General features: G+C 69.5%; 22 protein-coding genes and 1 pseudogene. 8 read left to right on the plus strand and 15 right to left on the minus strand.

Features of this window, described 5'->3' with window-relative positions:
* Window positions 1-300 precede the first annotated feature (300 nt).
* Together phbB and IEV99_RS21905 are read right to left on the minus strand one after the other, a co-directional pair.
* Complete coding sequence (phbB, locus tag IEV99_RS21900) at window positions 301-1026, minus strand: acetoacetyl-CoA reductase (protein ID WP_188519973.1); 726 nt, start codon at window positions 1024-1026, stop codon at window positions 301-303.
* Window positions 1027-1116: 90 nt separating this feature from the next.
* Window positions 1117-2295: an acetyl-CoA C-acetyltransferase gene (locus IEV99_RS21905; protein ID WP_188519974.1), complete on the minus strand. Its 1179-nt coding sequence runs from the start codon at window positions 2293-2295 to the stop codon at window positions 1117-1119.
* A gap of 252 nt (window positions 2296-2547) precedes the next feature.
* Between IEV99_RS21905 and phaR the strand changes: the two genes are divergently transcribed.
* Window positions 2548-3141 carry a polyhydroxyalkanoate synthesis repressor PhaR gene (gene phaR, locus IEV99_RS21910; RefSeq protein WP_188520296.1) on the plus strand — a complete coding sequence of 198 codons (594 nt, stop codon included), beginning with the start codon at window positions 2548-2550 and terminating at the stop codon, window positions 3139-3141.
* Window positions 3142-3184: 43 nt separating this feature from the next.
* On the opposite strand, the gene IEV99_RS21915 is transcribed toward phaR, so the two are convergent.
* On the minus strand, window positions 3185-4954 hold the full coding sequence (locus tag IEV99_RS21915) for a bifunctional diguanylate cyclase/phosphodiesterase (protein ID WP_188519975.1): 1770 nt from the start codon (window positions 4952-4954) through the stop codon (window positions 3185-3187).
* 173 nt (window positions 4955-5127) lie between these two features.
* Here IEV99_RS21915 and IEV99_RS21920 point away from each other — a divergent pair, with 173 nt between their 5' ends.
* Window positions 5128-5385 carry a hypothetical protein gene (locus IEV99_RS21920; RefSeq protein WP_188519976.1) on the plus strand — a complete coding sequence of 86 codons (258 nt, stop codon included), beginning with the start codon at window positions 5128-5130 and terminating at the stop codon, window positions 5383-5385.
* Between the two features lie 50 nt (window positions 5386-5435).
* On the opposite strand, the gene rpmF is transcribed toward IEV99_RS21920, so the two are convergent.
* Window positions 5436-5621, minus strand: coding sequence for a 50S ribosomal protein L32 (gene rpmF, locus IEV99_RS21925; RefSeq protein ID WP_188519977.1), 186 nt, complete (start codon window positions 5619-5621; stop codon window positions 5436-5438).
* 209 nt (window positions 5622-5830) lie between these two features.
* On the opposite strand from rpmF, the gene IEV99_RS21930 reads away from it, so the two are divergent.
* Window positions 5831-6976, plus strand: a complete 1146-nt coding sequence (locus IEV99_RS21930) for a glycosyltransferase family 4 protein (protein WP_188519978.1) — start codon at window positions 5831-5833, stop codon at window positions 6974-6976.
* On the plus strand, window positions 6973-7647 hold the full coding sequence (locus IEV99_RS21935) for a class I SAM-dependent methyltransferase (RefSeq protein WP_188519979.1): 675 nt from the start codon (window positions 6973-6975) through the stop codon (window positions 7645-7647). The genes IEV99_RS21930 and IEV99_RS21935 overlap by 4 nt, the downstream gene beginning before the upstream one ends.
* Window positions 7648-7819: 172 nt before the next feature.
* Here the strand turns inward: IEV99_RS21935 and IEV99_RS21940 are convergent, their stop codons facing one another.
* Together IEV99_RS21940 and IEV99_RS21945 are read right to left on the minus strand one after the other, a co-directional pair.
* The gene (locus IEV99_RS21940; RefSeq protein WP_188519980.1) at window positions 7820-8875 is read right to left on the minus strand and encodes a patatin-like phospholipase family protein; all 1056 of its coding nucleotides are present in this window, start codon (window positions 8873-8875) and stop codon (window positions 7820-7822) included.
* Window positions 8872-9657 (minus strand): 3-hydroxybutyrate dehydrogenase, encoded by a 786-nt coding sequence (locus IEV99_RS21945; protein WP_188519981.1) that lies wholly within the window; start codon window positions 9655-9657, stop codon window positions 8872-8874. Before IEV99_RS21945 ends, IEV99_RS21940 begins: the two co-directional genes overlap by 4 nt.
* Before the next feature lie 273 nt (window positions 9658-9930).
* Here IEV99_RS21945 and IEV99_RS21950 point away from each other — a divergent pair, with 273 nt between their 5' ends.
* Together IEV99_RS21950 and ispG are read left to right on the plus strand one after the other, a co-directional pair.
* Complete coding sequence (locus IEV99_RS21950) at window positions 9931-10356, plus strand: Fur family transcriptional regulator (protein WP_210318695.1); 426 nt, start codon at window positions 9931-9933, stop codon at window positions 10354-10356.
* 115 nt (window positions 10357-10471) lie between these two features.
* Complete coding sequence (gene ispG / locus IEV99_RS21955) at window positions 10472-11779, plus strand: flavodoxin-dependent (E)-4-hydroxy-3-methylbut-2-enyl-diphosphate synthase (RefSeq protein WP_188519982.1); 1308 nt, start codon at window positions 10472-10474, stop codon at window positions 11777-11779.
* A 19-nt stretch (window positions 11780-11798) separates the two neighbouring features.
* On the opposite strand, the gene IEV99_RS21960 is transcribed toward ispG, so the two are convergent.
* Complete coding sequence (locus IEV99_RS21960; RefSeq protein WP_188519983.1) at window positions 11799-12503, minus strand: DUF1345 domain-containing protein; 705 nt, start codon at window positions 12501-12503, stop codon at window positions 11799-11801.
* Window positions 12500-13420: a polyprenyl synthetase family protein gene (locus IEV99_RS21965; protein WP_188519984.1), complete on the minus strand. Its 921-nt coding sequence runs from the start codon at window positions 13418-13420 to the stop codon at window positions 12500-12502. Before IEV99_RS21965 ends, IEV99_RS21960 begins: the two co-directional genes overlap by 4 nt.
* A 134-nt stretch (window positions 13421-13554) precedes the next feature.
* On the opposite strand from IEV99_RS21965, the gene mtgA reads away from it, so the two are divergent.
* Complete coding sequence (mtgA, locus tag IEV99_RS21970; RefSeq protein ID WP_188519985.1) at window positions 13555-14289, plus strand: monofunctional biosynthetic peptidoglycan transglycosylase; 735 nt, start codon at window positions 13555-13557, stop codon at window positions 14287-14289.
* Here the strand turns inward: mtgA and IEV99_RS21975 are convergent.
* The 7 genes and pseudogenes from IEV99_RS21975 to IEV99_RS22005 form a co-directional block, all read right to left on the minus strand.
* Window positions 14286-15134, minus strand: coding sequence for a CHAD domain-containing protein (locus tag IEV99_RS21975; protein WP_188519986.1), 849 nt, complete (start codon window positions 15132-15134; stop codon window positions 14286-14288). The two genes, mtgA and IEV99_RS21975, sit on opposite strands and share 4 nt — an antisense overlap.
* Window positions 15135-15181: 47 nt before the next feature.
* Complete coding sequence (locus IEV99_RS21980; RefSeq protein ID WP_188519987.1) at window positions 15182-15394, minus strand: hypothetical protein; 213 nt, start codon at window positions 15392-15394, stop codon at window positions 15182-15184.
* 197 nt (window positions 15395-15591) lie between these two features.
* Window positions 15592-16065: pseudogene (locus IEV99_RS21985) on the minus strand (GNAT family N-acetyltransferase); the annotation flags it as partial.
* A gap of 167 nt (window positions 16066-16232) precedes the next feature.
* Window positions 16233-18335: a DUF6600 domain-containing protein gene (locus IEV99_RS21990; RefSeq protein WP_188519988.1), complete on the minus strand. Its 2103-nt coding sequence runs from the start codon at window positions 18333-18335 to the stop codon at window positions 16233-16235.
* Window positions 18336-18399: 64 nt separating this feature from the next.
* The gene (locus tag IEV99_RS21995; protein ID WP_188519989.1) at window positions 18400-18843 is read right to left on the minus strand and encodes a response regulator; all 444 of its coding nucleotides are present in this window, start codon (window positions 18841-18843) and stop codon (window positions 18400-18402) included.
* Between the two features lie 426 nt (window positions 18844-19269).
* Window positions 19270-19479, minus strand: coding sequence for a hypothetical protein (locus IEV99_RS22000; RefSeq protein WP_188519990.1), 210 nt, complete (start codon window positions 19477-19479; stop codon window positions 19270-19272).
* A gap of 110 nt (window positions 19480-19589) precedes the next feature.
* Window positions 19590-21002 carry an FAD-binding oxidoreductase gene (locus tag IEV99_RS22005; RefSeq protein ID WP_188519991.1) on the minus strand — a complete coding sequence of 471 codons (1413 nt, stop codon included), beginning with the start codon at window positions 21000-21002 and terminating at the stop codon, window positions 19590-19592.
* A 236-nt stretch (window positions 21003-21238) separates the two neighbouring features.
* Here IEV99_RS22005 and IEV99_RS22010 point away from each other — a divergent pair, with 236 nt between their 5' ends.
* A complete protein-coding gene (locus IEV99_RS22010; protein WP_188519992.1) occupies window positions 21239-23584 on the plus strand; it encodes a Tex family protein in 2346 nt (781 codons plus the stop codon).
* Window positions 23585-23616: the final 32 nt, after the last annotated feature.

A 23616-nucleotide genomic window follows, 5' to 3' on the forward strand; every position in this document is an offset into this window, starting at 1 on the left:
CTCGCAACGAAGGCCAGGCTCGGCGAACGATTGGATAATTCCGTCATCCCCCGGCGACTAAGCATCTGGGAGGGAACCAGGCGACTGGGCTCAGCAGGGCGCCGTTGGCCCTGGACCCCTTCCCGAGCTGCCGCGCAGGTCGCCGGGGATGACGGCCGACATTGTTTGCGACATCAGGCAGACCGGTGCTCGAACACCCGGCCCAACTCCCGGCGTTGCGATCGCGGCAAAGCAATCCAGCTGAACGCCGGGCGTTCACGCGGGATTGCTTCGCGGCTGGCTCACAATAACGGAGCGCCGTCAGATCATCGCCTGGCCGCCATTGGCCGAGATGGTCGACCCGGTGATGAAGCCGGCGTCGTCGGAGGCCAGGAAGGCCACGATGCGGGCGATCTCCTCCGGCTCGCCGAGGCGGCCGACCGGGATCTGCGGGATGATGCGGGTCTTCAGCACGTTCTCGTCGATGGCGCGCACCATCTCGGTGCCGATGTAGCCGGGGCAGATGGCGTTCACGGTGATGTTCTTGGCCGCGCCCTCCTGGGCGAGCGCCTTCACGAAGCCGAGGTCGCCGGCCTTGGCGGCAGAGTAGTTCACCTGGCCCATCTGGCCCTTCTGGCCGTTGATGGACGAAATCACGATCACGCGGCCGAAGCTGCGGTTGCGCATGCCTTCCCACACAGGGCGGGTCACGTTGAACAGCGAGTCCAGATTGGTGCGGATCACGGCCGACCACTGATCCTTGGTCATCTTGTGGAAGAATCCGTCGCGGGTGATGCCGGCGTTGTTCACCAGCACATCGACCGGGCCGAGCTCGGCCTCGACCTTGGCGATGCCCGCCGCCGTGGCGTCGAAATCGCCCACGTCGAACTTGAACACCGGAATGCCGGTCTCGGCCTTGAACGCGTTGGCGACTTCGTCATTGCCGCCGTAATTCGCCGCGACCGAGAAGCCGGCGGCCTTCAGCGCCTTGCTGATCGCCGCTCCGATGCCGCGCGTGCCGCCCGTGACCAGTGCAACCCTCGCCATGTCGTTCCCCTCTCGATGATGATTTGAACGCGCCTTCACGGGCGCTTGCCTATGCGGTCGGGAGCCCGCGAGGGGCTCCCGCTCAGGTTCTCAACGCTCGACGCAGAGCGCGATGCCCATGCCGCCGCCGATGCACAGCGTGGCGAGGCCCTTCTTGGCGTCGCGGCGCTTCATCTCGTGCAGCAGGGTTACGAACACGCGGGCGCCGGACGCGCCGATCGGATGGCCGATCGCGATGGCGCCGCCATTCACGTTCACCTTGTCGGTGTCCCAGCCCATGTCCTTGTTGACCGCGATCGCCTGGGCGGCGAAGGCCTCGTTGGCCTCGATGAGGTCGAGGTCGCCGACGCGCCAGCCGGCCTTTTCGAGCGCCTTGCGGGAGGCCGGGATCGGGCCCGTGCCCATCACGGCCGGGTCCACGCCCGACGTCGCCCAGGAGGCGATGCGGCCGAGCGGGGTGAGGCCGCGGCGCTGCGCCTCGGCTTCGGTCATCAGCACCACGGCGGCCGCGCCGTCATTGATGCCCGACGCGTTGCCGGCCGTCACAGTGCCGTCCTTGGAAAAGGCCGGGCGCAGCTTGGCGACCGCCTCATAGGTGGTGCCGGGGCGGATATACTCGTCCTGATCCACCACGATGTCGCCCTTGCGGGTCGAGACCGTGAAGGGGACGATCTCCTCCTTGAACTTGCCGGAGCTCTGCGCCGCCTCGGCCTTGTTCTGCGACGCGGTGGCGAAGCGATCCTGCTCCTCCCGGGTCAGCTGCCACTTGGACGCTACGTTCTCGGCCGTGTTGCCCATGTGATAGCCATGAAAGGCGTCCAGCAGGCCGTCCTTCAGCATCGTGTCGATGAGCTTCAGCTCGCCCATTTTCTGGCCGCTGCGCAGATAGGCGGCGTGCTGAGAGGTCGACATGCTCTCCTGGCCGCCGGCCACGATCACCTTGGCGTCGCCGTTGGCGATCTGCTGCATGCCGATCGCAACCGCGCGCAGGCCGGAGCCGCAGAGCTGGTTGAGGCCCCAGGCGGTTTTCTCCTGCGGCACGCCGGCCTTCATGGCGGCCTGACGGGCCGGGTTCTGGCCTTGGCCGGCGGTGAGGATCTGGCCGAGGATCACCTCGTCGACCTCGTCGGGCGAAACGCCGGCGCGCTCGATGGCGGCCTTCACGGCTGCTGCGCCGAGGTCATGGGCGGCCGTGTTGGCGAAAACGCCGTTGAATGATCCAACCGCCGTGCGCGCCGCGCTGACGATGACGATGTCGTTTGCCGCCATGAGGTCCTCCTCGATTTCGGGTCGCCAGGGCGGACGCGGGACGCGCGGCCTTGGTGTTAACGGCATCTTTCCGCCCTGCCCCGCTGAGCGTCAAGCGGGCGGACCCCGCCTGGATCTCAGTCTTTGGTGTCGAATCGGCCCAGATGTTGACCAAAGTCTCATGAAACCGGTTGTGCAGTGCGCAGAACTGCTTATCGTCTTGGCACAGATGTCGACCCTGCTCCCGGGGGCGTAATGAATTCACCGAAGGCCATGGCTCAGGACAAACAACCGACCGTCATCAAGAAATACGCGAACAGACGGCTCTACCACACCGGAACGAGCACCTATGTGACGCTCGACGATCTGGCCGGCATGGTGAAGAAGGGCGAAGACTTCGTGGTGTTCGACGCCAAAACAAGCGAAGACATCACCCGTTCGGTCCTGACGCAAATCATCTTCGAACAAGAAGGCAAAAGCGGCCAAAATCTTCTGCCGATTACCTTCCTGCGTCAGCTCATCCGCTACTACGGCGACAGCATGCAGGCTCTCGTGCCCAGTTATCTGGAGCATTCGCTCCAGATGCTGACCGAAAACCAGCAGAAGTTCCGCGATCAGCTGACCACGACCTTTGGGGCTTCGCCCTTCGGCTCCGCCGCGTTCACCGCGATGGAAGACCAGGTGCAGAAGAACATGATCGCGTTTCGCGACGCCGTGAAAATGTTCAGTCCCTTCCCGATCCCGGCCACCGGCGAAGAAGGCGCCCCCGGCGCGGCGAAGCCAGCCGACAAGGACCCGGGCGAGATCGACGAACTGAAGCGCCAGCTCACCGAAGTGCAGAAGCGGCTCGACAAGCTCTCGGGCTGAGCCGCTTGGGGAAGGCCGAGAATCTGCGGCCGGGCGAAGGGCCTCAGGCCAGTCGCGACGCCGCGTCGCGCAGTCCGATCCCGCCAGCGCCCAGCACGAAGCATGGCTCGCCGGGCACGCGCGCGAGTTCGGTCGGGCCAAACAGCTCGCCTTGCAGGTAGTCGACGCCCCACCCTTCCAGGATGCGGGCCGTTTCCTCGTCCTGGACCCATTCGGCCACCGTCGGCACATGCAGGTGCCGGGCGAGGTCCACCAGCGTCTGCACGAAGAAGCGATCGTCCGTGGATCGCTTCAGGTTCTGCACGAAGGCGCCGTCGAGCTTGATGAGGTCGACCTGCAGGTCCCGCAGGTGCCGAAACGAGGTGTGGCCGGAGCCGAAATCGTCGATCGCCACGCGCACGCCGAGCGCCCGCATCGCCTCGAGGGCCCGGCTGGTCGCCGCGAGGTCGTCGATCGCGAAGGTCTCGGTGAGCTCCACGATCAGCCGTCGCGCCACGTCCGGGGCAGACGACAACGCGCCCGACAGGGCCTCCACCCATTCGGGCTCCCGCAGCGTCGCGCTCGACACGTTGATGGAGAGCTGGGCCTCGGGATCGGCCGCCAGCGTCACCAATGACATTTCCAGCATGCGATGGTCGATCAGTTGGATCAGTCCGAGCTTCTCGGCCGCCGGCACCACCTCGGCGGCGGACAGCAGCATGCCGTCGCGTCCGACGATCCGGATCAGGGCTTCGTGATAGGCGATGTGGCGTGATCCCGCCTGCACGATCGGCTGCAACGCCATGGTCACCCGCCGGTCGTTCAGCGCGGCCACGATCTCGTCGGTGAAGCGCCGGTTGCTCTGGCGGCGCTGGTCGCGGCGCCGGTCCGGCGCGAAGGTCACGAAGGCGCGGGTCGGCGACTGCTTGGCGTCCGCCAACGCCTCCTCGGCGTGCTGCATGGCCTGGGCGGCCGTTTGGCCGAAACGCGGCAGCATCACGCCGCCGATGCGCACCGTGGCGGCCAGCGGCCCCGCCGCGGTCGGGATCGGTTCGGCCCGCACGGCGTCGATGAAGCGCCTGCCCGCGATGGGCAGTTGCTCCTCGGCGCAGCCCATCAGCACGATGGCGAGCTTGTTGCCCGTGTAGCGGGCCAGCGAGTCGCCCCGCCGCATCACCGAACGCAGCCGTTTGACGACGCCCGCAATGATCTCGTCGGCGGCGTCCAGCCCATAGGCCTCGTTGACCTGCGCCAGCCCCTCGATGCCGATCAGCGCCACCGCGAAGGCCCGCTGACCGCGCCGCGCCTGCGAGATCTCGTCGTTCAGCAGGTCGGCGAGTTGCGTGCGCGTGAGCGCGCCCGTGAGGCCGTCCGCCGGCGCGGTCGCGAGGCCGGCCGCCTCGCGCACGGGCTGCGGCACCACGCGCACCACGCCGTGCACCCGCACGGGCTTGCCGTCCGCGCCCGCGAACCAGCGCCCGGTGTCCTGCAGCCAGAGCGGCGCGCCGTCGCGCTGCTCGATGGCGTAGAGCGTCTGGAAGGGCGCGCCATGGCCGTCGTCGCGCTGGCCCGAGCGCGTCACGGCCTCGAAGCGGGTCTGCCCGGAGTCGGGCGTCACCAGCCGGGCGAAGCCGCGGCCGCACGCGAGCGCGACCGGGTCGTCGACGCGCAGCACCGAGGCCGCATTGGCGCCCCAGGTGAGTTCGTCTGTCTGCATGTTCCAGGTGTAGAGGGTTTCGCCGATCGAATTCAGCACCGCCCGCAGGTCTGCGATCGTGGATGCGACCAGGTCCTCGACCCGCGTGTCAGGGCTTTCGCTCGGCCGGTCGTCCATGGGCGGGACCTCTGCATCGGCGCGCGACCCCACTGTCCCCAACGGACCCTGTCCGCGCGATTGCATCCCGACGTTGCGTGCGGCAGGGTTAAGACCTCGTTAACTCCGGCGCGAAGCTTGCAACGAAAGCGGCTGTGGAACGTCGTTGTTCCGATCTGGCACGAACTGGCGTCGTGATGACCCTTGACCCTCAACCAGCACGTGTTCTGGCCGTTGTGGAAACGGACAGCGCGGAGCGTCGGGATAGCGCCGGCCGGGCCGCGCGACGCGCCGACGCGGGGTTCGTCGCGCAGCTTTTGGCCTTGCGGGCCGGCTTGCCGGCGCAGCGGCTGAAACGCAGAGCGGCCCCGGAAACCGGAGCCGCCGCCTATGAGACATCGCTCTCAAGGAAACGGCCGCTCGCGCGGCCGGATCTGGATATCATCGCCTGAACAGGCTGCCTTCGGGGCCGCCGGGCGGACCCGAGGTCGCCGTCGGCCGATCAATCGGCCGACTTCACCTTCAGCACCTGGCGACCGCGATACATGCCGGTCTTCAGGTCGATGTGGTGCGGGCGGCGCAGCTCGCCGGAATCCTTGTCTTCCACATAGGTCGGCTGGGCCAGCGCATCAGCGGACCGGCGGAAGCCGCGCTTCATGGGTGACGTCTTTCGCTTCGGAACGGCCATGGAACTCTCCGATGGATTTGGCTTGCGATCGGGCGTGAACGGGCCATCGGCCGCCAGCCGCAAATTCGAAGTCGGCCTCATACAGGAAAGGATCGCGGCTGACTAGCCCGCAGGGTGGGATTCTTCATCCCGGTCGCGTCGACCGGCCCCGATGGTGGCCTGCGCCACGCGCCGTGCTATGCGATGCGGCCCGCCCCAGTGCTAGCAGAATGACCGCAGCTCCGCGACCCAAGCTCCTTTACGTGGCGACCGAAGACTGGTTCTTCTGCTCCCACTTCCTGCCCATGGCCCGCGCGGCGCGCGACGCCGGCTACGAGGTCGTGGTCGCTTGCCGGGTGCGCCAGCACGGCGAAGCGATATCCCGCGAGGGCTTCCGGCTCGCGCCCGTGGAGGCCGAGCGCCGCGAGCGCGGACCCGCCGGCGTGTGGCGCTACGTCCAGCTGCTCGCCGCGCTGATGCGGCGCGAGAAGCCCGCCATCGTGCATCTGGTCGCCATGCAGCCCGTGATCCTCGGCGGGATTGCGGCGCGTCTGGCTGGCGTGCGCCGCCGCGTCTGCGCCATCACGGGCCTCGGCCCGGTGGGCGGCTCGCCGTCGCCGAAATGGCGAGCCGCCCGCGCGGCCATCCGCCTGCTGCTGCGCGGTCCGGTCGGCGGCCGGGGCGCCATCGTGGTGTTCGAGAACGCCGACGATCCGCCGCTGCTCGGCCTCGACCCGCGCGATCCCGACCAGGTCGCGGTGGTGAACGGCGCCGGCATCGATCCCGCCGCCTACCCGGCCGCGCTCCTGCCGCCCGCCCCGCCGCTGCGGCTCGCCATGGTGGCCCGCATGCTCTGGACCAAGGGCGTGGACGTGGCCGTCGAGGCGGTTCGGATCGCCCGCGAGCACGGCGCCGACGTGGAGCTCTCGCTTTATGGCGCGCCCGACCCGTCCAACGCCACCACGATCGACGAGGCGACGCTGCGCGCATGGTCGGCCCGGCCGGGGATCGCCTGGCATGGACCCACGCGGGACGTCGCGGGGGTTTGGCGCGACCATCACGCCGCCGTGCTGCCGTCCCACGGCGAAGGCATGCCGCGCATGCTGATCGAGGCCGCCTGCTGCGGCCGCGCCCTGCTGGCGACCGACGTATCGGGTTGCCGGAGCCTGGTGCGCGACGGCCAGAATGGCTTCCTGTTCCCCCTGGGCGACGCCGCCGCGCTGGCGGAGCAAATCGTCCAGCTCGCGGCCGATCCGGCCTTGCTGGCCCGCCTGGGCGCGGCGGCCCGCGCCACCGTGCTGAACGGCTACACGGAAGCGGACGTTTCGGCCGCCATGCTGGCGGTCTATCACCGCCTTCTCGGGCGCGACCCGTGAGCCAGCCCGCCACGATCCTCGACCGCCCCGCCTTTATTCTCGCGCATACGCAGCTCGTCCCCACCCCACACGCCCCGGAGGTGCGCCTCCACGTCGCCACCGAGTCCACGGCGCTGTGGCAGAAAACCGAGGACGAGCTCGGCGCCATCGGCCTGCCGCCGCCCTTCTGGGCCTTCGCGTGGGCGGGCGGGCAGGCGCTGGCCCGCTGGCTCATCGACCACCCGGACGCCGTGCGCCGCAAGCGCGTCCTGGACTTCGCCTCCGGCTCCGGGCTCGCCGGCATCGCGGCCGCGCTGGCGGGCGCGGCGCGGGTGGAGGCGGTCGACATCGACGCCTTTGCGCTGGCCGCCATCGGGCTCAACGCGGCCGCGAACGGCGTCGCCGTGGAGGCGACCTGCGAGGACCTGGTCGGGCAGGATCGCGGCTGGGACGTCGTGCTGGCCGGCGACGTCTGCTACGAGCGCGACATGGCGGGCGTAGTGACGGACTGGCTCGAAGCGCTCGCCAGGCGCGGCGCGCTGGTGCTGGTCGGCGACCCCGGCCGCTCCTACCTGCCGCGCGAGCGGCTGGTCGCGGTGGCGACCTATCAGGTGAAGACCACGCGCGACCTGGAGGACGCCGAAGTGAAGCGCACCACCGTGTGGCGCTTCGCCGAACCCGAGGACGCGTGAGCTGCCCTCCGCTGCCTCGCCGTCATTGCGAGCGACAGCGAAGCAATCCATCCTGATGCCGGGCCGTTAGGGCTGGATTGCTTCGCCTCCGGCTCGCAATGACGGGAGGGTGGCATGCCCGTTGCGGCGCTTTTCCGTGAGTGGGCGGCCGCGGATGGGCAAGGAGGCCGGCTCACGCCAGCTCGGCCCTGAGGTCCAGAGTTCCCTCCACTCCGATGCTGTCGAAATGCTTCTTCAGAAACGTCTGCGCAGCCTTGCGCCCGATGGCGTGAAGCTCCTCGAAGAACGTCCAGTCGGCGCTCATCTTGGAGGCGGCTCCAAACTTGAGAAGCTCGTCCTGCGCCTCGATGCGGTGCATGCGGATGCGCTTGTAATGCGTGTCGCCGAGGCGGCCCGCGTCGATCAGCCGGCGCACGAAGTCGATGGCGCGCAGTTCATGCAGCAGCGAGGCGTTGAACGTGATTTCGTTCACGCGCTCCATGATCTCGCGCGAGGTGTCGGGCGTCTCGTCCCGCACCATCGGGTTGATCTGCACCAGGATGATGTCCTCCGTCTTCGTCTCGGTGAAGAACGGGAACAGCACCGGGTTGCCCATGTAGCCGCCGTCCCAGAACGACTGGCCTTCGACCTCCACGGCCTTGAACACCGACGGTAGCGCCGCCGACGCCATCAGCATGTCGGCTGTCATCTCGTGGCGGTGGAACACCCGCACCTTGCCGGTGTGGACGTTGGTGGCCGCCACGAAGAGCTTCAACGGCTCATAGCCGCGCACGCGTTCGAAATCGATGTGCTGGGTGACGACGTCGCGCAGCGGGTTGATGTCCAGCGGGTTGAACGTGTAGGGCGAGGGCGGCTGGAACTGCGGAAACCAGCCCGAGGCCCCGCCGGAGCCGAACTTCCAGGCCCCGAGCAGCATGTCGAATAGCGCCCGCTGCGGCGCGTTCAGGTCGCCGTCCACCGCCACGGCGCGCCAGAACTTTTCCAGCTTGCGCCGCGCCGCGTCCGGGCCGCCGCCCGCCAGGCCGCACACCACCATGGCGGCGTTCATCGCGCCCGCGCTGGTTCCGCTCAGCCCCTCGATCTCGAGCCGGCCGTCGGCCAGCAACACGTCAAGCACGCCCCACGTGAAGGCGCCGTGCGCACCGCCGCCCTGCAGGGCGAGGTTCACGGCCTTGCGGGGCGCGGCGGGGCCGGGCGAGCCGGCCGTCGTGGATGCGCGCGCGCTCATTCGGCCGTCCAGCCGCCATCCATGGAGAGGTTCGCGCCCGTGATCTGCGAGGCGGCGTCGCCGCACAGAAACAGCGCCAGCGCGGCGACCTGGTCCACGGTGACGAATTCCTTGGTGGGCTGGGCTTCCAGCAGCACGTCGTTGATCACCTGCTCGCGGGTGAGCCCGCGCGCCTTCATGGTGTCGGGGATCTGCTTCTCCACGAGCGGCGTCCACACATAACCGGGCGAGATGCAGTTCACGGTGACGCCGTGCGGGGCCAGTTCCAGCGCGGCCGTCTTGGTGAGGCCCGCGATGCCGTGCTTGGCCGCCACATAGGCGGACTTGAACGGCGAGGCCACTTTCGAATGCGCCGAGGCGGTGTTGATAATGCGGCCCCACTTCCGGCTCTTCATGCCCGGGATCGCGGCCCGGGTGGCGTGAAACGCCGCCGACAGGTTGATGGCGATGATCTGGTCCCACTTCTCGACCGGGAACTCCTCGATCGGGGCGACAAACTGGATGCCGGCGTTGTTGACCAGCACGTCCACGGAGCCGAACGCCTTCTCGGCGTCCGCCACCATGGCGGCGATCTGGTCCGGCTTGGTCATGTCGGCGGCGGAGTACAGCGCCTTGACGCCGAACTCCTGCTCGATGCCGGCGCGCTCCTTTTCAATCGCGGCGGCGTCGCCGAAGCCGTTGATCACCACGTTGGCCCCGTCCTTCGCGAAGACGCGCGCGATGGCGAGGCCGATGCCCGAGGTGGAGCCGGTGACGACGGCGGTTTTGCTGGCGAGCGACATGGGGGTGCTCCGAGGTGGTTTGCGGCGCTATGCTGCAACGCACAACGTCAAGGGCCATATTTTGTGGCGCCGCAGCATGGCGTCAAGCCGTCGCGCCCGGGTGGCTGATCCGCGTCGGCGTGCTACATGATGACCATGGTCGACAGCCCGTCAGTTCACCACGATCACGCGAATGGCCACCCGCATGCGGGGCCCTGCGCGCATGCGCACGATCATGCGGCTCGCCGGCCCGCCGCCCTGGCGGAAGCCGAAAATGCATGCCTCGAGAGGGGCTTGCGCCTGACGCCCATACGCCGGCAGGTGCTCGACGCGCTTTACGCCACGCATCGGCCGATGAGCGCCTATGATCTTATCGACCGGCTCGCGCCGCACGAGGGCGACAAGCGTCCCGCCCCGATCACGGTCTATCGCGCGCTCGATTTCCTGCTCGACAACGGCTTTGTTCACAAGCTCGAGAGCCGTAACGCGTTTATCGCCTGCCCGTTTCGCCATGCGCCCGGCGACCTTGTGGTGTTCATGATCTGCGAGCAATGCGGCGGCGTCGACGAAGCCTGCTCGGACGAGCTACGCGGCGCGCTGACTCATCTCGCTCAGATCCAGGGCTTCAGCCCCCGCGCCAACATTCTCGAGCTCGCCGGTCGCTGCGCCCATTGCGCCGGCCCGACCGAGACAGCCGCGCAAAGCACACCCTCCTCTTGAGAGGGACGATGGGCTGCGGCCTCCGTCACCGGATCGCCATGCCGGCGAGCTTGACTTGCCTGGCCAGCCGTGGCGCCTCTGGCGCTGAAAGGTCCTCCCCCAGGAACGTATCCGCATGAGCGCCATCGAATTCGCCTCGCCCCGAGAGCCCGTCGTCGCCGGCTGCTTGCCCGCGCCGGTCGCCTCCGGGCCGCTGCCGCGCCATCGCACCGTGGGGGTGCGGGTCGGCGACGTGATGGTGGGCGGCGGCGCTCCAGTCGTGGTGCAGTCCATGACCAACACGGACACGGCCGACATCGACGGCACGGTCGCGCAGGTGGCCGCGCTGGCGCGCGCCGGCTCCGAGCTGGTCCGCATCACGGTGGATCGGGACGAGGCCGCGGCGGCGGTGCCGTACATCAAGGAAAAGCTCTTGGCGCGCGGCGTGACCGCGCCGCTGGTGGGAGATTTCCACTATATCGGCCACAAGCTCCTGGCCGATCACCCGGCCTGCGCGGAGGCGCTCGACAAGTACCGCATCAACCCAGGCAATGTGGGCTTCAAGGACAAGAAGGACCGGCAGTTCGGCGCCATCGTGGAGCTTGCGGCCCGGCACGGCAAGGCGGTGCGCATCGGCGCCAACTGGGGCTCGCTGGACCAGGAGCTGCTCACACACCTGATGGACCTCAACGCCGCGAGCGCAGCGCCGCTGGACGCTCGCGCTGTGACGCGCGAGGCGATGGTGCAGTCGGCGTTGCTGTCGGCGGCGCGCGCCGAAGAGATGGGGCTGGGGCGCGACCGCATCATCCTGTCCGCCAAGGTGTCGGCCGTGCAGGAGCTGATCGCCGTGTACCGCATGCTGGCGCAGCGCAGCGACTATGCGATCCACCTCGGCCTGACGGAGGCCGGCATGGGCTCCAAGGGCATCGTGGCGTCCTCGGCCGCCATGGGCATCCTGTTGCAGGAGGGCATCGGCGACACGATCCGGGTCTCGCTGACGCCAGAGCCGAACGGCGACCGCACCGTGGAGGTGAAGGTTGCGCAGGAAATCCTGCAGACCATGGGGTTCCGCACCTTCGTGCCGCTTGTCGCCGCCTGCCCGGGATGCGGGCGCACCACCTCGACGGTGTTCCAGGAGCTGGCGCGCGACATCCAGAGCTGGATCTCGACCTCCATGCCGGAATGGAAGGCGACCTATCCGGGCGTCGAGAACCTCAACGTCGCCGTGATGGGTTGCATCGTGAACGGCCCGGGCGAGAGCAAGCACGCCGACATCGGCATCTCGCTGCCCGGCACTGGCGAGGTCCCGACCGCGCCCGTGTTTATCGACGGCAAGAAGGCCGCCACGCTGCGTGGCCCCGCCATCGCGGCCGACTTTAAGGGGATGGTCGCCGACTATATCGAGAAGCGCTACGGGCTCGGCGCCAAAACGGCGGCCGAGTAGAGCGTGCAGCCGGTCTCGTTCACGAACCGCCAGAGCCGATCAGCCCGGCCGCGATGTTGACCGACAGGGCCAGTACGGCGGTGTTGAACAGAAACGCCACCACGCCGTGCACCAGCACGTTACGGCGCATGGCCCCGCTGGTGACGCCGACGTCGGCGGTCTGGGCCGCGCAGCCGATCACGAACGAAAAATACAGGAAGTCGCCGTAATCGGGCTCCGGCTCGTTCGGGAACTGCAGCCCGCCGCGCTCGGATTGATCAACGCACTGGTAGTACTCGTGCGCGTAATGCACGGCGAACACCATGTGGGTGAACGTCCAGGACAGCAGCACGGTGACGCCGGCCAGGGCCATGGGGCCGGGCGGCAGCGCGCCGCCGCTGCGGCCGTTCACGAGCTCTGCCACGATGGCGCCGAAGCTCGACACGGTGGCGAGCAGGATCATGATCAGGATCGTGAAGCGGTTCTCGTCGAACAGCTTGGCGCGCGAGCGGATATCGCCCACCTCCGAGCGCATCATCATGGCGGAGATCAGCGCGATGTAGAGCAGCGTGCCGGCGTCCCAGGCCAGCAGGAGGCGGGTGCTCCAGCGCAAGCTGCCGGGCAGGGCGAAGCACAGCGCCGCGCCGATGGTGGCGGCGATCAGCAGCCGGGCGCGGCCACGCGCGAGGTCGCGGACCCAGCCGGTCAGGCCCGAGCGGCGCGGCGCGGCCGCCCGACCGCTCACGAGCGACGCTCGACGGAAAAGCGCGCCGCGGCCCGAAGCACGTCCGCCTCCGGCCCGAAACCCGCGAGCGCGAGCTCGGCCGCGAGCGCGAGCCGGTCACGTTCCGCCTTGGCCTCCGCGAGTCCGAGCGCGCCCACCAGCGTGGCCTTGCCCCGGCCGGCGTCCTTGCCGGTCGCCTTTCCCAATGCGTCGGCGCTGGACTCGACGTCGAGAATGTCGTCCGCCACCTGGAAGGCTGCGCCCAGCGCTCGCCCATAGGCCGACAGAGCGGCCCTGTCGTCCGAGTCGGCCCCGCCCAGGATGGCGCCGGCCTCCACCGCATAGGCGAGCAGCGCGCCGGTCTTCATCGCCTGGAGGCGGCGCACGTCGCCTTCGCCCAGCGCTTCCGCCGCGCCGTAGCGGCCTTCGGCCTGCAGGTCGAGCATCTGCCCGCCCGCCATGCCGCCGAGCCCGCCGGCGCGAGCCAGGCCAAGCGTGAGCGCAATCCGCACGGCCGGGTCCGGATGCGTCCGCTCGTCGGCCAGCACGTCGAACGCATAGGTCAGCAAGGCGTCGCCGGCCAGGATGGCTGTCGCCTCGTCCTGCGCCTTGTGCAGGGTCGGCCTGCCGCGGCGCAGGTCGTCGTCGTCCATGGCGGGCAGGTCGTCGTGCGCCAGCGAGTAGCAGTGCGCCATCTCGAGCGCAGCCCCGGCCCGGAGCGGGCCCTCGCCCTCTACGTCGAACAGCCGCGCGCTTTCAACCAGCAGGAAGGGCCGCAGCCGCTTGCCGCCGCCCAGCGTCGCATACCGCATGGCCGCCACGAGGCGCTCCGGCCTGGCGATCTCGCCCGCGAGCGGCTCGGGGCCGAGCAGCGCGTCCAGCGTCCGCTCCACCGCCTCCGCGCACGCGCCCAGCCGGGCGTCGAACTCCGCGTCCATGGCGGCCTCCGCTTTTTAGGGGTCGCCCGAACGGGCGCCGCTTGGCATCATAGCCCGGATGGGACCAATGCGCCCCGTCGGGAGTTGCTTCGCCGCTTGCCCCAACGGGGCGCTGGGGTCAAGGCTCCGCCACCATGACGCAAACCGCCGAGGCCCCTCCCATCGGACGTCGCGCTTCATCGCTGGGCTGGATCGGCGCGCTGTTGCGGTGGCTGCTCTGGATCGTGCTCGCGGTTGTGGGGCTGCTGCTGCTGCTCACGGCCGTCTACGCGGTCGCGCACCCGCCCTCCACGCTGATGCTGGGCCGCTGGGCGACGCTGAAGCCCGTGGACCGGCGATGGACGCCCATTGAGGCGATCTCGCCCCGGCTCGTGAACGCCGTAATCCTGTCCGAGGACGCCCGCTATTGCCAGCACGGAGGGGTTGATTGGGACGCGCTGCGCACCGTGCTGGACGACGCCGACGACGCCGGCCCCTCGCGCGGCGCCTCCACGATCCCGATGCAGACCGCCAAGAACCTCTTTCTTTGGCCCTCGCGCTCCTATGTGCGCAAGGGATTGGAGCTGCCGCTGGCGCTCTGGCTCGACCTCGTCTGGTCGAAGCGGCGCATCATGGAGGTGTATCTCAACATCGCCGAATGGGGCCCGGGCGTGTTCGGCGCCGAGGCGGCCGCGCGCTCCTATTTCAACAAGTCCGCCTCCGAGCTCACGGCCCGCGAGGCGACGCTGCTCACCAAGGCGCTCCCCAACCCGATCTTGCGCAATCCCGGCAAGCCCGGGCGGGGGCTGCAGCGGCTCGCCGGGCGCCTTGCCGGCCAGCTCGGCGACGCAGAGCCCTACGTGCAATGCGTGAAGGTCGCCCGGCGCTAGGCCCGCTTGAGCTTGCGACGCACCGCCTTGGGGCGGCGGCGCAACGCCTTGCCGCCCTGCAGGGCGGCCGTTTCGGCAAGGGCCTCCGCCCGCGCTTCCACGTGATGGACAAGGCGACCCAGAAGACGGGATCCCACCCCCGAGCCGTCCAGCCGCCGCTCGAGCTCGGCGAGATCATGGTGCTCGCCGAGAACCTGGCGCAGCCGGCCGGCTTGGCGGCCGAGCTTGCGCATGCGGCCGCCCAGCGCCGGCCCGAGCGCCTGCACGTGGATCTGCAGGCGCACGAGATTGCGCCGCGCCTCGTGCAGGACGTCGGGGTCGTCCGCCCGCAACCCGGTCCGCAGCAGCCGCCGCGCCTTGGCGTAGACGCCCGCCACCGCGCGGGCCACGTCGCCGCGGGAGGCCGAAAGGGGCAGCGCCGCCAGATGCTCGGCGATCGCGGCCTCGCTGCGCCGGGCCTGTTCGGCCCCGAGATGGTCGGATGCCGTCTCCCGCCGCGCCGCTTCGCCCAGCCATTCGGCCGCGAGCCGGGTCAGGGCGGCCCGCGCGGCCTCGTCGTCCACCTCGTCCACCAGGCTGAGCGCGGTGGCGGCCGCGACGCGCAGGTCACGCGCCGTGGCCAGCGCGTCCGCCAGAGCCTTCAACTCGGCGTCGAGAGCGCGCACCTGGAAACGTCGGGGATCGTCGGAACCGGAGGGGCGCACCAGCCGCAAAAGCGCGCGCAAAGCCTTGATGGCCCGACGCGCGCCATGCACGCCGAGATCGCGATCCCCATGCGCCAGCGCGTCGCGCAGCGCCAGACGGTGCAGGTCGAAGGCTTCAGATAGATCGATGGTGCGGGCCATGCGGGCCCAGATGGCCCTAAAGCGCGGCCATGATCAAGCGCGCGGGTTCAAGCGCGGCGGAGCGCCGGGATCGGCATGGACCGGCGGCGCAGGGAAGCGCCGCCATTGCGGCGGGTGACGAGCGGCAGGCTGATCGCGACCATCCGGCGCGCCACGGCGGCGCAGCGGTTCTCATAGCCGTCGTCGGTGGCCAGCACGGCGCGCAAGCGGGCCATTCCCTCGGGGTCGATCGCAAGAGCGTCGGCGCTCAGAATGGTCATCGTCGCCTCCAGGGCCGCCGGATATCGCGCCGGTAGCCTTACCATCCACTTTCGGGCTCGATGCCGGTGTGCGCGAACGCACGTGGCGAATCGCCCGTTAAGAGAAAGTTGACGGCGCAATCGGACGGCCGGAGGGCGCAATTCTGTCCGCTTTCGGGCATCTCGGAATTGTGGCGCTCCCGCTGGCGGCTTTTCGCTCAGAGGCCGTTCAGATCGAGCTTCCAGTACTGTCCGACGAGGTCCTTGCCAAAGCTGTGATGCCGTTCCTCGGTTTCGAGCCGGAAGCCCTCGCCCTCATAAATCCGTCGCGCCGCAAGGAGGATGTCGTTGGTCCACAGAGTCACCGACCGGTAGCCGGCAGAGCGTGCGAAGGCGAGGCATTCGCGCACCAGCCCGCGGCCCACCCCGAGCCCGCGCGCGGCGGGCTCGACATACAGCATGCGAAGTTTCGCGGAGCCGTCCTCACCGTCCACCAGAAACACCGAGCCCAGCGCCTCGCCGCCGCGCTCGGCGATCCAGCAGCGCTCCCGGCCCGGCTTGAACTCGCGGATGAACTTCGCCGCGATCTCGGCCACGAGCGCCTCGAACTCTTCGTTCCAGCCATATTCCCGGGCGTAGAGCACGGCCTGGCGATGAATGATCCAGCCCATGTCGCCGGGCCGGTGCTCGCGATAGGTGACGTCCTGACCCGCCAAGGCGCTTCTCCCGACGCTTCGTCCTGCGAATCATAGGCCCACCCGGGCGCGGCGCCACCCGCAAAGAAAAACCCCGGAGCGCACGGCTCCGGGGTTGCTGCAGGCGGAGGCGCTTGGCCTCCGCCCTGACTACTCGTGGGACCTTACTGGTCCGAGGCGCCCGCGGGCTTGCGCGCCGCGCCGGCCGCGCCGCCGGAGGTCGAGCCGCCGCCCGCCGCGCCGCCCGCCTCGCCGCCCGAACGGCCGCCAGCGGCGCCCTCCGGGTTACGGCTGCGGGTCGCGCCCGTGGTGACGTCGGCCGGGGTCGAACGACCCTGGGCACGCTGCGGCGAAGCCGCGCCGGTCTCGCGCTCGGCGGAGCTGGGCGAAGCCTGGCCGCCGCTGCGCTCGGCGCCCTGGCTGCGGGGCTCGCCCGAACCGGAGCGCTGAGCCTGGCCGGAGCGGCTGTTCGGGCTCTTCTCGTCCGATGCGGCGGCCGGAGACGGGGCGCCGTTCGGCGAGCGACGCTCGGCCGAGCTGGTCCCGCTCTTCTGGCCCTCTTCCGTGGCCGACGACTTCGTCCCGGCGCCCGACTCCTTGGCGTCGCGCTTCCGCTCTGCAGTGGCGTCGGTCTTGCTCTTGTCGCCCGCGCGCTCGGCCTGGCTGCGGTTGCGGTCCTTGGATCCGCTGTCAGCCTGCTCGGCCGCCGATTTGCCGTCGTTCGACTTGGCATCGTTCGACTTGGCCTCGTTCGACTTGGCTTCCGTAGCCTTGCCGTCGTTGGCCTTGCCATTCGCGGCCGCGTTGGAGCGGTCCGTTCCGGGCTTCGCCGCCGTGGTGCTGCTCTTGTCGTCGGCCGGCTTGCCGGTGGACGCCGCGTTGGAGGGCGTGTCGGTGGGCTTCGCCGCCGTCGTTCCCGCCTTGTCGTCCGTCGGCTTGCCGCTCGAGGCGCTCGAGGCCGGCTTGTCGGTCGGCGACGTGCGATCGGTCGGCGCAGCGGCCGATCCGGTCGGGGCCGCACCCGGCTGGCGCTGCTGATCGCCTGTGGCGGAGGTCGAGGAAGAGCCCGAGGTCGACGCCGCGCCGGACGTGGTCGACGTGGTGCGCGCCTCCGTGGCGATCGACTGCACCTGCGAGGGCACCGGCACGGCCTCGGCCCGCGGCAGGTTGCGCGATTGGATGCGGATATTGGTTTCGCGCTCGATCACGCTCGGCTGGATCGCGAAGTTCACCGCTATGGAGCCGCGGCGCTCGACGCGGCCGATCGGCCGGGTCTCGGTGTAGATCTCGGTGACGCGCTCAGGCCGCACCTCGACCTCGGTGATCCGTTCGGCCGTGATGTTGCGGGTCTCCACGAAGGTCCATTCTTCCTCCTCGACCGTGGTGGTCGAGCCGCCGCCGCGGCGCGACGCCGTGGTGGTCGACTTCGTGCTCGTCCGGGTCGCGCGCGGCGCGTTCTCGGGCGGCAGCGGGCGCCAGCCCACATGCTGCTTGCTGCGGCGCCATTCCACCCAGGCCGGGGCCCATTCGGTGTCGGCAACCCAGACCCAACCCTGGCTCGGATCCTCGTACCAGCGGCCATAGTGGTAGGTCACCTCGGCCCAGGGCTCGTCGGATTCGAAGTACCAGCCGACCTTCTCGTTGAAGATCCAGTGGCCGTTTGTGTAGGGCTTCCAGTCGCGGCCGACGTCGCGCGGCCGGAACACTTCGCCGAGTTTCTCGACGCGCGTGAACTCGCCATTGTCGCGCACACGGTCGCGCAGCTCGGTGACGCTCACCTTCACGTTGGCGCTGGCGCTCAGGTCGGCGCGGTTCTGGCCCTGGCGGGACGAGCCGCCCTGGGGCGCCTGGGCGCTGTCCTGGCGCTGCGTGTTGGAGCGCATGTCTCGCGCCTGGCCGGAGCGCGGCGCTTCGCCCTGGGCGGCGCTGTTGCGCGACGCCGACGGTTCGGCGTCTGAGCCGCCCGTCTGGGCGCTACGGCCGTTCTGGTCCTGGTTGCCGCGTGCGGAATTCTGGCTCATGCCGCTGCGGCCCGAGCCCTGGTCGGCGGCTGCGCCGTTGCGGCGCATTTCGGTCGGAGCCGACCCGGAACTGGCCGAGCCGCCCCCTGCGGAGCCGGCGGACGACGGGCTCGAGGCCGTTGAGCCGGCGGACCCGGCCGAACCACCCGTCTGGGCCTGAGCGCCAATACCGGGGGCCATCACCACCGCGGCGGCGGTCAGAAGAGCGGCAAAGGCCGCGCCGGACAAGAATTGGTTACGTCTCACGGGGGAGTCCTCCACCTGCTGTGTTCTTCGGACCCTTCAACGCGACTTTGCAGGTGTTGTTCCCTTACCCGAATCGGGCAGCGCTAGGGGCTGACCGGTTGTCAAGCGTCGTCGCCGCCGCACCCAGCAGTTCCGCCGGCGCATAGGGCTTGGCCACGAAGCGCGAGCCGGGCGCACACGAATCAGCCTGCAGGCGGGCGCGTCCGGACGCATAGACGATCGCCAGATCCGGCTGGACCAGCCGCGCCGCGCGCGCCAGCTCGTAGCCGTCAGGCCCCGGGCCGAGGTCGAGATCCGTCACCAGAAGATCGAAGCTGTGCTGTGACAGAAGCTCGACGGCCGTCGCGGCGTCCGCCGCCTCGGTCACCGCGTAACCTTCGTCCGCGAGGATCTCGCCCGCCATCCAGCGCAGCAGGTCCTGGTCTTCGACCAGCAGCACCCGCCGAGGCTCCGAGAATCCCGCCATGCCGGCCGGAGCCGAGGCGGTGGGGCGATGAAACGCGATCATGGGGCCTCCTCAGACGCGTTGTGCGGCGACGGTTCGACCGTCCCCTCACCAACTCGGGCCCCCGCCCGCCGTTCAGGCAGATCGTTAAACTTGTAACGACATGGTCAACGCATAGTTAACCGTGCAGACAGATGCGCGCCGCGGCGGAAGGCCAAAAGCAGCCTGAAACGCGGGGGACCTCTTCAGCTGCGCATCCTGAGGCGCTGTCCAACCGTTCGAATGCCTCAATACCCTCGTCCTTCGAGAGGCCTCGCTGCGTGAGGCTCCTCAGGGTGAGGGGCCTGGAAGACGCTCGAGCGATACGCACGAGGCAGGGCGCCAGCCGGCCGAGCCCGCCAGCCCCCAAACGGCATTCAGCCCGCGTCCGGTTTCCCGAAACGCGGGCTGATGGCCCGGCGCCCCCGCCAAATGAAACTCTGAGCCGCTTCAGCGGTCCGTCTGCTTGGCCTTGGCCAGCGCTACGTGATGCAGATGCTCGTGCGCGGCCTCGGGCAGGCGGAAGCCGAAGCCGCCGGCCATTTCGAGGCTCTGGCCGATGCGGCCATTCACGAAGCCCTCGCGCGGCCACCGCACATGGGTCGAAACGCCGAACTTGCGCTTGCTGACAGGCCGGCCAGAGGGATGCTTCTTGCTCACGCGCAGACTCCGAAGAACGTGCAAGAAATGTGAGCGAAACCACTCCGCTAGGCTATTAGGGGAAAGCCGTATTTCTCAATGCAATCAGCAACTTCCACTCAAGCTCAAGCTCAGTTGGCCGGAAGAACCTTGCCTGGATTGAGGATGTTCTGCGGGTCCATGGCGGTCTTGATCAGCCGCATCAGGTCCACGGCCGCGTCGCCGTGCTCGGCGCGCAGGTATTTGGACTTGCCGGAACCCACCCCGTGCTCGCCCGTGCAGGTGCCGTGGAGCTCCAGCGTGCGCTGCAGGAGCACGCCGTTGAGGCGTTCGGCCTCGGCGAGTTCGGCCGGGTCGTTCACGTCGATCAGGAAGCCCATGTGGAAATTGCCGTCGCCCACATGGCCCAGGCTGGTGACGTAAAACGGCGCGTCCTTGGTCTGCTCGCGCATGTAGAGGATGAGCTCGCCGAGCCGCGAGATCGGCACACACGCGTCCGTGCTCCAGGACTTCGCGCCCGGCCGCATCGCCAGGCAGGCGTAATGGACGTCGTGGCGCGCCTGCCACAGCCGGCTGCGCTCCTCGGGCGTGGTCGCCCACTGGAAGTTCTCGCCGCCATTGCCGAGCGCCAGCTCGCGCACGCGCTCGGCCTGCTCGGCGACGCCCGCCTCCGTGCCGACGAATTCGAAGAACAGCGTCGGCTTCTCGGGGTAGTCCAGCTTGGCGTAGCGGTTCACCGCCACCATGCTCCGGTCGTCCAGGAACTCGACGCGCGAGATCGGGATGCCGGACTGGATGGTCTCGATAGCGGTCTGCACGGCCGCGCCCACGTCCGGGAAGGCGCAGACGGCCGCCGACATCGCTTCCGGGATGCCGTAGAGCTTCACGGTGACCTCGGTGATGATCCCGAGCGTGCCTTCCGAGCCCACGAAAAGCCGCGTGAGGTCATAGCCGGCCGAGGACTTGCGCGCCCGGCTGGCGGTCTTCACCACTTTGCCGTCGGCCAGCACCACCGTGAGGGCGATCACGTTCTCCCGCATCGTGCCGTACCGGACCGCGTTGGTGCCGGACGCGCGCGTCGCCGCCATGCCGCCGAGGCTGGCGTCGGCGCCTGGGTCCACCGGAAAGAACAGGCCGGTGTCGCGCAGATAGGCGTTGAGCTGCTTGCGGGTCACGCCGGCCTGCACGGTGGCGTCGAGATCCTCGGCATTCACTTCCACGATGGCGTTCATGCGCTTGAGGTCGATCGTGATCCCGCCTTCCAGCGCGGCCACGTGGCCTTCCAGCGAGGTGCCGGTCCCGAACGCCACGATGGGCGCCCCGTGCTTGCCGCACAGCCGCACGATCGCGCTGACCTCCTCTGTGGAGAGCGGATAGCAGACGGCGTCGGGCGCCGCGTCCGCGTGGTAGGATTCGCCCCGGCCATGGTGCTCGCGCTCGGACGCCGACGTGGTGCATCGCTCGCCAAGCAGATCCTTGAGCTCGGCGATAAGCGACGCGGTGCGGTCGTCCGGCAGTCTCCGGCGCTGGACCTGCTGAGCCATGGCGTTGTCCTCGGGCGTGTTTTCGTTCCTCGCCATCCGGCCTTAGCAGGCCGCCCGGTTTTGGCAAGATCGCAGACGGACCGCGACCCCGGACCGCGAGCCTTTAGGCTCGCAGTCAAGCCGGGCGAGCCTGAAGGCTCGTGGTCCGGGGCGCTTTGACCCCGCGCTGGCGACCACGCTAAAAGCGCGGCCCCACGCCGGCGGGACGGGGGCGATTCTCTTCGGGAGCTTGGGCCATGCAATCCATCAACCAGCGTATCGCGGACGCCATCGCGGGCGAGGAGCGGCAGGTCGAGGCCGCCGTGGCGTTGCTGGACGGCGGCGCGACGGTGCCGTTCATCGCGCGCTACCGCAAGGAAGTGACAGGCGGGCTCGACGACGCGCAGCTACGCACCCTCGAGGAGCGGCTGCGCTATCTGCGCGAGCTGGAGGAGCGGCGCACCGCGATCCTCGATTCGGTGCGCGAGCAGGGGAAGCTCGACGCGGCCCTGCAGCGGCAGATCGAGGAGGCCGACAGCAAGGCGCGGTTGGAGGACATCTACCTGCCCTTCAAGCCCAAGCGCCGCACCAAGGCGCAGATCGCCCGCGAAGCCGGGCTCGGGCCGCTGGCCGAGGGCCTGATCGCAGACCCGACGCGCGATCCCCGCCGCGAGGCGGAGCGCTTCGTGAGCGCCGACAAGGGCGTGGCCGGCGTCGACGAGGCGTTGGAAGGCGCCCGCTCCATCCTGGTGGAGCGGTTTTCAGAGGATCCCGAGCTGATCGGCCGGTTGCGCGAGGACTTCTGGACGCAGGGCCGAGCCGTTTCCAAGGTCCGCGACGGCAAGGCGACCGAGGGCGCCAAGTTTTCCGACTATTTCGACTACGCCGAGAAGCTCACCCGGCTGCCGTCGCACCGCATCCTCGCGCTGTTTCGCGGCGAGAAGGAGGAGGTGCTCGAGCTGCGGCTGGAGGCCGAGCCCGAGCAGACCGGACCCCTGTCGCAGCGCCAGCCCGGCGCCTTTGAGCTCGCGATCGCGCGCCGCTTCAACGTGGCGGATCGGGGCCGGCCGGCCGACAAGTGGCTGATGGACTGCGTCCGCTGGGCCTGGCGCACCAAGATTGCGGTTCATGTCGGCCTCGACCTGCGCATGCGGCTCTGGCAGGCCGCCGAGGATGAGGCCGTGAAGATTTTCGCCGGCAATTTGCGCGACCTGCTGCTCGCCGCCCCGGCCGGCGCCCGCGCCACCATGGGGCTCGATCCGGGGTTCCGCACCGGCGTCAAGGTCGCGGTGGTGGACGCCACCGGCAAGGTGGTGGACACGGGCGTGATCTACCCGCACGAGCCGCAGCGGCGCTGGGACGAGGCGCTGCGCACGCTGGGAGCCCTGGCGGCGCGCCACAAGGTGGAGCTGATCGCCATCGGCAACGGCACCGCCTCGCGCGAGACCGACAAGCTCGCCGGCGAGCTCATCGCCAAGTTCCCCGAGGCCAAGCTCACCAAGGTAGTGGTGTCGGAGGCCGGCGCCTCCGTGTACTCGGCCTCCGCCTTCGCGTCCGCCGAGCTGCCGGACCTCGACGTCTCGATCCGCGGCGCGGTCTCGATCGCCCGCCGGCTGCAGGACCCGCTGGCCGAGCTGGTGAAGATCGACCCGAAGTCGATCGGCGTCGGCCAGTACCAGCACGATCTCGCCGAACACAAGCTGTCGCGCTCGCTCGACGCCGTGGTGGAGGATTGCGTCAACGCCGTCGGGGTGGACGTCAACACGGCCTCCGCGCCGCTGCTGGCGCGCGTCTCGGGCGTGGGCGAGACGCTGGCGCAGAACATCGTCAGCCACCGCGACACCACCGGGCCGTTCCGGACGCGCGCGCAGCTGAAGCAGGTGCCGCGGCTGGGGCCAAAGGCCTTCGAGCAATGCGCCGGCTTTCTGCGCATCCAGAACGGCGACGATCCGCTGGATCGCTCGGGCGTCCACCCGGAGGCCTATCCGGTGGTCAGGCGGATCATCGCGGCGACAAAGAGCGACATCAAGGTGCTGATCGGCAACGGCGCGGTGCTCCGCGGTCTCCAGGCCAAGGCCTTCACGGACGCGACCTTCGGCGTCCCCACCGTCACCGACATCCTGAAGGAGCTCGAAAAGCCTGGCCGCGATCCGCGCCCGGCGTTCAAGACCGCCACCTTCCAGGAGGGCGTCGAGACGCTGAACGACCTTCAACCCGGCATGATCCTGGAAGGCGTGGTCACCAACGTGGCGGCCTTCGGGGCCTTCGTGGACATCGGCGTGCACCAGGACGGGCTGGTGCACATCTCGGCCCTGTCCAAGACATTCGTGAAGGATCCGCGCGACGTCGTGAAGCCCGGCCAGATCGTTCGCGTGAAGGTGCTGGAGGTCGACAAGGCCCGCAAGCGCATCGCACTGACGATGCGGCTCGACAACGCCGCCGAGCCGCGCCCGCCGCGGGACCGGGCCCCGGAGGCGGCGCGCCCACAACGCTCCGCCCAGCCGCAGCAGCGCGCGCCGGACCGGAGCGCCGCGCCCGCGAACCCCTTCGCGGACGCCTTCCGCAAGGCCGGCATCGACAAGGGACCGCCCGGCAAGCGCTAGCGGCTGCGCCTTGACCGCAACCCTCGCGGGCG

This window comes from Alsobacter metallidurans (genome assembly GCF_014636935.1).
Lineage (GTDB): Bacteria > Pseudomonadota > Alphaproteobacteria > Rhizobiales > Beijerinckiaceae > Alsobacter > Alsobacter metallidurans.

Bases quoted from the DNA above. Each gene is read 5' to 3' on its own strand.
- phbB (WP_188519973.1), bottom strand. From the start codon at position 1,026: ATGGCGAGGGTTGCACTGGTCACGGGCGGCACGCGCGGCATCGGAGCG.
- IEV99_RS21905 (WP_188519974.1), bottom strand. From the start codon at position 2,295: ATGGCGGCAAACGACATCGTCATCGTCAGCGCGGCGCGCACGGCGGTT.
- phaR (WP_188520296.1), top strand. From the start codon at position 2,548: ATGGCTCAGGACAAACAACCGACCGTCATCAAGAAATACGCGAACAGA.
- IEV99_RS21915 (WP_188519975.1), bottom strand. From the start codon at position 4,954: ATGGACGACCGGCCGAGCGAAAGCCCTGACACGCGGGTCGAGGACCTG.
- rpmF (WP_188519977.1), bottom strand. From the start codon at position 5,621: ATGGCCGTTCCGAAGCGAAAGACGTCACCCATGAAGCGCGGCTTCCGC.
- IEV99_RS21930 (WP_188519978.1), top strand. From the start codon at position 5,831: ATGACCGCAGCTCCGCGACCCAAGCTCCTTTACGTGGCGACCGAAGAC.
- IEV99_RS21940 (WP_188519980.1), bottom strand. From the start codon at position 8,875: ATGAGCGCGCGCGCATCCACGACGGCCGGCTCGCCCGGCCCCGCCGCG.
- IEV99_RS21945 (WP_188519981.1), bottom strand. From the start codon at position 9,657: ATGTCGCTCGCCAGCAAAACCGCCGTCGTCACCGGCTCCACCTCGGGC.
- ispG (WP_188519982.1), top strand. From the start codon at position 10,472: ATGAGCGCCATCGAATTCGCCTCGCCCCGAGAGCCCGTCGTCGCCGGC.
- IEV99_RS21965 (WP_188519984.1), bottom strand. From the start codon at position 13,420: ATGGACGCGGAGTTCGACGCCCGGCTGGGCGCGTGCGCGGAGGCGGTG.
- mtgA (WP_188519985.1), top strand. From the start codon at position 13,555: ATGACGCAAACCGCCGAGGCCCCTCCCATCGGACGTCGCGCTTCATCG.
- IEV99_RS21975 (WP_188519986.1), bottom strand. From the start codon at position 15,134: ATGGCCCGCACCATCGATCTATCTGAAGCCTTCGACCTGCACCGTCTG.
- IEV99_RS21980 (WP_188519987.1), bottom strand. From the start codon at position 15,394: ATGACCATTCTGAGCGCCGACGCTCTTGCGATCGACCCCGAGGGAATG.
- IEV99_RS21995 (WP_188519989.1), bottom strand. From the start codon at position 18,843: ATGATCGCGTTTCATCGCCCCACCGCCTCGGCTCCGGCCGGCATGGCG.
- IEV99_RS22005 (WP_188519991.1), bottom strand. From the start codon at position 21,002: ATGGCTCAGCAGGTCCAGCGCCGGAGACTGCCGGACGACCGCACCGCG.
- IEV99_RS22010 (WP_188519992.1), top strand. From the start codon at position 21,239: ATGCAATCCATCAACCAGCGTATCGCGGACGCCATCGCGGGCGAGGAG.